Origin of the sequence: Verrucosispora sp. SN26_14.1 (assembly GCF_004307965.1) — a bacterium.
In the GTDB taxonomy this organism is placed as follows: Bacteria; Actinomycetota; Actinomycetes; order Mycobacteriales; family Micromonosporaceae; genus Micromonospora.
In genome coordinates this window covers 1-6,204 of record NZ_SISL01000351.1, presented here as the reverse complement: position 1 = coordinate 6,204, position 6,204 = coordinate 1, and the positions used below count along the sequence as shown (strand labels likewise).

6 protein-coding genes are annotated in these 6,204 nt (G+C 72.4%); 1 reads left to right on the top strand and 5 read right to left on the bottom strand.

The window, feature by feature from the left end; all coding sequences use genetic code 11:
* The 4 genes from EYA84_RS24110 to truB all read right to left on the bottom strand — a co-directional run.
* Nucleotides 1-2,211 (bottom strand): polyribonucleotide nucleotidyltransferase (locus EYA84_RS24110; RefSeq protein WP_131055607.1); only part of this gene is annotated, 2,211 nt, incomplete at its 3' end.
* A gap of 226 nt (nucleotides 2,212-2,437) precedes the next feature.
* Nucleotides 2,438-2,707 (bottom strand): 30S ribosomal protein S15, encoded by a 270-nt coding sequence (gene rpsO / locus EYA84_RS24105; RefSeq protein WP_117226670.1) that lies wholly within the window; start codon nucleotides 2,705-2,707, stop codon nucleotides 2,438-2,440.
* Nucleotides 2,708-2,877: 170 nt separating this feature from the next.
* Nucleotides 2,878-3,807 carry a bifunctional riboflavin kinase/FAD synthetase gene (locus EYA84_RS24100; protein WP_131055606.1) on the bottom strand — a complete coding sequence of 310 codons (930 nt, stop codon included), beginning with the start codon at nucleotides 3,805-3,807 and terminating at the stop codon, nucleotides 2,878-2,880.
* Nucleotides 3,808-3,859: 52 nt separating this feature from the next.
* On the bottom strand, nucleotides 3,860-4,744 hold the full coding sequence (truB, locus tag EYA84_RS24095) for a tRNA pseudouridine(55) synthase TruB (protein WP_131055604.1): 885 nt from the start codon (nucleotides 4,742-4,744) through the stop codon (nucleotides 3,860-3,862).
* A gap of 142 nt (nucleotides 4,745-4,886) precedes the next feature.
* On the opposite strand from truB, the gene EYA84_RS24090 reads away from it, so the two are divergent.
* The gene (locus EYA84_RS24090; RefSeq protein ID WP_387258980.1) at nucleotides 4,887-5,207 is read left to right on the top strand and encodes a hypothetical protein; all 321 of its coding nucleotides are present in this window, start codon (nucleotides 4,887-4,889) and stop codon (nucleotides 5,205-5,207) included.
* 7 nt (nucleotides 5,208-5,214) lie between these two features.
* On the opposite strand, the gene EYA84_RS24085 is transcribed toward EYA84_RS24090, so the two are convergent.
* Nucleotides 5,215-6,204 (bottom strand): MATE family efflux transporter (locus tag EYA84_RS24085; RefSeq protein WP_131055602.1); only part of this gene is annotated, 990 nt, incomplete at its 5' end.

The window sequence follows — 6,204 nt, the reverse complement described above, 5'->3', positions numbered from 1 at the left end:
CTCGCCACCGGCCTCGGCGGCCGGCGCCTCGGCGCCCTCCGGCCGGACCTTGTCCAGGTAGATCTTGCCGCGCTGGTCGACGTCGGCGATCTCGACCTCGACGCGGTCGCCGACGTTGAGGAAGTCCTCGACCTTGTCGACCCGCTTGCCGTCGCCCACCTTGGAGATGTGCAGCAGGCCGTCGCGGCCCGGCAGCAGCGAGACGAACGCGCCGAACGGCGCGGTCTTGACCACCGTGCCCAGGAAGCGGTCGCCCGTCTTGGGCAGGGTCGGGTTGGCGATAGCGTTGATCCGCTCGACCGCGGCCTGCGCCGACGGGCCGTTGGTGGCGCCGACGTAGATGGTGCCGTCGTCCTCGATGGAGATCTCGGCGCCGGTCTCGTCCTGGATGGCGTTGATGGTCTGGCCCTTCGGGCCGATCACCATGCCGATCTTGTCGACCGGGATCTTCACCGTGGTGACCCGCGGCGCGTAGTCGGACATCTCGGCCGGAGCCTCGATCGCCCGCTGCATCACGTCGAGGATGGTCTGCCGGGCCTCGTACGCCTGCTGGAGCGCGGCGGCCAGCACGTCCGACGGGATGCCGTCGAGCTTGGTGTCGAGCTGCAGGGCGGTGACGAAGTCCCGGGTGCCGGCGACCTTGAAGTCCATGTCACCGAAGGCGTCCTCGGCACCGAGGATGTCGGTCAGCGTCACGTACTGGGTCTTGCCGTCGACCTCGTCGGAGATGAGGCCCATGGCGATGCCGGCCACCGGCGCCCGCAGCGGCACACCGGCGGAGAGCAGACCCAGCGACGAGGCGCAGACCGAACCCATCGAGGTGGAACCGTTGGAGCTGAGCGCCTCGGAGACCTGGCGGATCGCGTACGGGAACTCCTCCCGCGACGGCAGCACCGGGATCAGCGCCCGCTCCGCCAGCGCGCCGTGCCCGATCTCGCGGCGCTTCGGCGAGCCCACCCGGCCGGTCTCGCCGGTCGAGTACGGCGGGAAGTTGTAGTTGTGCATGTAGCGCTTGGACTTCTCCGGGGAGAGGGTGTCCAACGACTGCTCCATGCGCAGCATGTTCAGCGTGGTGACGCCGAGGATCTGGGTCTCGCCACGCTCGAACAGCGCCGAGCCGTGCACCCGGGGCAGCACGCCGACCTCGGCGCTCAACGGACGGATCTCGCGCGGGCCACGGCCGTCGATCCGGACCTGCTCCCGCAGCACCCGGCCGCGCACCTCGGACTTGGTCAGCGAGCGGAAGGCAGCCGACAGCTCCTTCTCCCGACCCTCGAAGCGCGGGCCGAGCTCCTCCTGCAGGCGGGCCTTGATCGTGTCGAGGGCCTCCTCGCGGTCCGCCTTGCCGGCGATCTGCAGGGCCTCGGCGACGTCGGCGCGAGCGAACTCGGCGACCGCGTCGTACGCGTCGTCCTGGTAGTCCAGGAAGACCGGGAAGTCGGCGACGGGCTTGGCGGCCACCTCGGCCAGCTCGCTCTGCGCGCGGCACAGCTCACGGATGGCCGGCTTGGCGGCCTCCAGACCGCTGGCCACGACCTCCTCGGTGGGTGCCGGGGCACCGTCGGCGACCAGCTTGACGGTGTGCTCGGTGGCCTCGGCCTCGACCATCATGATCGCGACGTCGCCGTCGGCCAGGGCGCGACCGGCCACCACCATGTCGAAGGTGGCGCGGCTCAGCTCCTCGTGGGTCGGGAAGGCGACCCACTGGCCGTCGACGTGGGCCATCCGGGTGGCCCCGATCGGGCCGGAGAACGGCAGGCCGGAGAGCTTCGTCGACATCGAGGCGGCGTTGATCGCCACCACGTCGTACGGGTGCTGCGGGTCGAGCGCGAGGATGGTCTCGACGACCTGCACCTCGTTGCGCAGGCCCTTGACGAACGAGGGGCGCAGCGGCCGGTCGATCAGGCGGCAGGTGAGGATGGCGTCCTCGCTGGGGCGACCCTCACGGCGGAAGAACGAGCCGGGGATCCGGCCCGCGGCGTACATCCGCTCCTCGACGTCGACGGTCAGCGGGAAGAAGTCGAAGTGCTCCTTCGGCTGCTTGCCGGCGGTGGTGGCGGAGAGGACGACCGTCTCGCCGAGCTGGGCGATGACGGAGCCGGCGGCCTGACGGGCCAGCCGACCGGTGGAGAAGGTGATCTCACGGGTGCCGAACGAGCCGTTGTCGATCACGGCGGTGCGGACTTCGGTGCCGAGTTTGGTCTCGGTCATGGTGCGGCAGTACTCCTTCGCATCGGGGGCCACGACGCGGGAGCTGTACGGACGGCCGGTCTTCGATCGAAGCGCCCGGTACCACCGGCGAGATGCCGGGGCCTCCGGAGGCCACTACCGGAGACCGGTACGCCGACGGCTCCCCTTGTCTCAGGTGCGCGCGGCCCGTGTCTCGGGTGGGACGCGGACGGGGGGAGCAGCCCGTCGGGCCGCTCCCCCCGTCACGTCACCGACGCAGACCGAGTCGCTCGATGAGCGACCGGTAGCGGTTGATGTCCTTCTTCTGCACGTAGTTGAGCAGCCGACGGCGACGGCCGACCAGCAGCAGCAGCCCACGGCGGCTGTGGTGGTCGTGCTTGTGCACCTTCAGGTGCTCGGTGAGCTCGGCGATCCGCTTGGTGAGGACCGCGACCTGCACCTCGGGCGACCCGGTGTCACCCTCGGCGGTCGCGTACTCTTCGCGGATCTTGGCCTTGGCCTGCTGGTCGAGCGCCATGTTCTCCCTGTTCTGGTGGGTTGTCGATACGGTTCGTCGGGCCGGGCTAGGGCACCGGCGACGAACGGCCTACGCGCCCGCGGCGTCGAGCAGGCAGCGAGGCCCCACGTCGGTCAGCCGACGTCCATGCCAGCCTACCAGCACCTGGTCGGGATCGCCCTGACGAGCCCTCAGCCCAGCGCCCGGCGCGTCTGCGCGACGTCCTCGGTGATCTGGGCGACCAACGGTTCGATCGCGTCGTACCGGACCTGCCCGCGCAGGCGGGACACGAAGTCCAGGGCGAGCCGCTCGCCGTAGAGGTCACCGTCGAAGTCCAGCGCGTACGCCTCGACCCGCCGCTCGCGGCCGGAGAAGGTGGGATTGGTGCCGATCGAGACCGCGGCGGCCAGCGGGTGCCGCTGCCCCCGACGGATCATCCGGGCCGCGTAGATGCCGTCCGCCGGGACCGCCGCGTACCGGTGGCAGAGCAGGTTCGCGGTGGGGAAGCCCAGTTCCCGGCCGCGCTGGTCACCCCGGACGACGACCCCCTCCAGCCGGTGCGGGCGTCCCAGCGCGACCGCCGCGGCGGCCACGTCCCCCGCGTCGACGCAGGAGCGGATGTACGTGGACGAGAAGACGGTGCCCGCCTCGGAGATCAGCGGGGCGTCCTCCACGGCGAAGCCGAACGTACGGCCGAGCCGGTCGAGCAGGGCGACGTCCCCGGCCGCCCGGTGCCCGAACCGGAAGTTGTCCCCCACCACCACCAGCGCGGCGTGCAGGTGCGCGACCAGGACGTCGTGCACGAACGCCTCGGCGGGCAGCCGGGAGAACTCGGCGGTGAACGGCACCACGCAGAGCACGTCCACGCCGAGCGACTCGATCAGCTCGGCCTTGCGGGCCGGTTCGGTGAGCACCGCCGGGTGGGAGCCGGGCCGGACCACCTCGGCCGGGTGCGGGTCGAAGGTGACCACCACCGACTGCACGCCCAGCTCGCGGGCCCGGGCGACGGTGTGGCCGATGGTCGCCTGGTGCCCCTTGTGCACGCCGTCGAAGACGCCGATGGTGACGACGGACCGCCCCCACCCGCCGGGCACCGCGTCGAAGCCCCGCCACCGTTGCATGCTGTTCCTCCGCTAGTCCGCCCGCCCGCACCGTCCGGGCCGGCACCCGCCGTCAGGCCGGGGCGAGCACAATCTCCGCGCGGGCCCGGCCACCCCGCTCGCTGACGATAGCGATCAACCCGCCGGCCGGATCGAAGACCGCGTACGGCCCGGCCAGCCCGACCGGCTCCAACGGCCCACCGTGGGAGAGCACCTTCGCCTCGTCCGCGTCGGCGTCCCGACGGGGGAAGAACCGGTCGGCGGCGGCCGCGAGCGGCACCCCGACCACCTCGGGCGCACGCTGCTCCAGCTCGTCGAGCGTGGCGGCCTCGGCCAGGGTGAAGCCACCCACCGCGGTCCGCCGCAGCGCGGTCAGGTGCCCACCGACCCCGAGCGCCCGGCCCGCGTCGCGGGCGATGGCCCGGATGTACGTCCCGGTGGAGCAGGACACGTCGACGTCCACGTCGACGACGTCCGGCTGCTCGCGGCGGATCGCCAGCACGTCGAGGCGGGACACGGTGACCCGCCGGGCCGGCAGGTCGACGCTCTCCCCCGACCGCACCCGCTTGTACGCCCGCTGTCCGTCGATCTTGATGGCGCTCACCGCGCTCGGCACCTGGTCGATCTCGCCGGTCAGGTCCGCCAGCGCGGCGTGGATCGCCTCGTCGGTGACGGTGCCGGCGGGCGTGGTGGCGATCACGTCACCCTCCGCGTCGTCGGTGACCGTGGACTGGCCGAGGCGGACGGTGGCGGTGTAGCTCTTGTCCGCCCCGATCACGTAGGTCAGCAGCCGGGTGGCCCGGTTCACGCCGATCACCAGGACCCCGGTGGCCATCGGGTCGAGCGTGCCGCCGTGCCCGACCCGCCGGGTACGCGCGAATCGGCGGATCCTCGCCACCACGTCGTGCGACGTCATGCCGCCGGGCTTGTCCACCACGATCAGACCGTCAGTGCTCACGACGTGCAAGCCTGCCAGACCGCCCGAGCGCGACCGACACCGGACGACCGGCCGGAAATCGGCTGTACGCGCCGGTCGCGGCCCTGCCAGGATGGTGCGCCGATGGCGGCGAGGTGCCACCGGCGGATCGCGAGGAGACGAGATGGCCACGAGCGACGGCACCGTCCGCAAGCGAGATCCCGAGCGCCCGGTGAGCCTGCGGACTCCCGACCAGCCGAGCATGTTGCCCGACTGGATGCGCGACCCGCCCCCGCCTCGACGCACCCTGGGGGCCCGGGTCGGCGACCGCCTCGCCGCGCTGCCCGGAGCGCGGTGGCTGCGGGGCCGATGGTGGGCCTGGCAGCGGCGACAACGGCTGTACCAGCGCTTTCCGGTCACCACCAAGATAGTCATGATGGTCGTCGCCTGGACGCTGGCGCTGATCCTGGTGCTGGCGGCCTACGGGATCTTCAGCCTGATCTGAGCCGCCGTCACGCGACGGCGTCGGGCGTCCGTGCCTCGTCCCGGACCGCGCCGGTCACCGCCCAGGCACCGCTGCGCAGCCGCAGCACCAGGCCGACCAGCCGGATCACGACGAACAGCATCAGGCCCGCCCAGATCCCGCCGAGGCCGAGGTCGAAGGCGTAGGCGAGCCAGATCGCCGGCAGGAAGCCGCCCAGCGCACCGGCCACGGTCAGATTGCGCAGGTAGCGGATGTCACCGGCACCGATCAGCACCCCGTCCAGGGCGAACACCACACCGGCCAGGGGAAGCATCGCGACGAACCACGGCCACGCCACCATCGCCTGCGCGTGCACGGCGGTGTCCGGGGTGAACAGGGCCGGCACCACGCCGGCACCGGCCGCCACCAGCGCCCCGAACGCGGTGCCGCAGACCGCGCCCAACCAGGCGACCCGACGGGCCAGGGCCCGCGCCACCGCCGCGTCACCACCACCGAGAGCCGCACCGACCAGCGCCTGCGCGGCGATGGCCAACGCGTCGAGCACCAGCGCGGCGAAGAACCAGAGCTGCACGGCGATCTGGTGGGCACCGACCACGGCAGCCCCGAACCGGGCCGCCACGGCGGTGGCCGACAGGAAGCTGACCTGGAACGCCACGCCCCGGACCAGCAGGTCACGGCTGAGCACGAGTTGCTGGCGGATGACCGGGAGGTTCGGGCGCAGCGGCGCCCGCTCGGAGATCAGCGCGCCGACGAAGAGCACGCCGCCGATGGTCTGCGCGATCACGTTGGCCACCGCCGAGCCGATCAGCCCCATCCCCACCGGATAGACCAGCACCGGGCAGAGCACCGCGGAGAGCAGGTTCGGACCGACCACGAAGTACAGCGGCCGGCGGGTGTCCTGCACACCCCGCATCCAGCCGTTGCCGGCGGCGGCGAGCAGCAGACCGGGCGCACCGAAGGCGGCGACCCGCAGCCACTGCCCGGCGGCCTCGCCCACCTCGCCGCCGCCCGCGAGGGC

Excerpts from the sequence above, each read along its gene's own strand:
- EYA84_RS24090 (WP_387258980.1), top strand. The coding sequence starts at position 4,887 with ATGGCCACGAGCGACGGCACCGTCCGCAAGCGAGATCCCGAGCGCCCG.
- rpsO (WP_117226670.1), bottom strand. The coding sequence starts at position 2,707 with ATGGCGCTCGACCAGCAGGCCAAGGCCAAGATCCGCGAAGAGTACGCG.
- EYA84_RS24100 (WP_131055606.1), bottom strand. The coding sequence starts at position 3,807 with ATGCAACGGTGGCGGGGCTTCGACGCGGTGCCCGGCGGGTGGGGGCGG.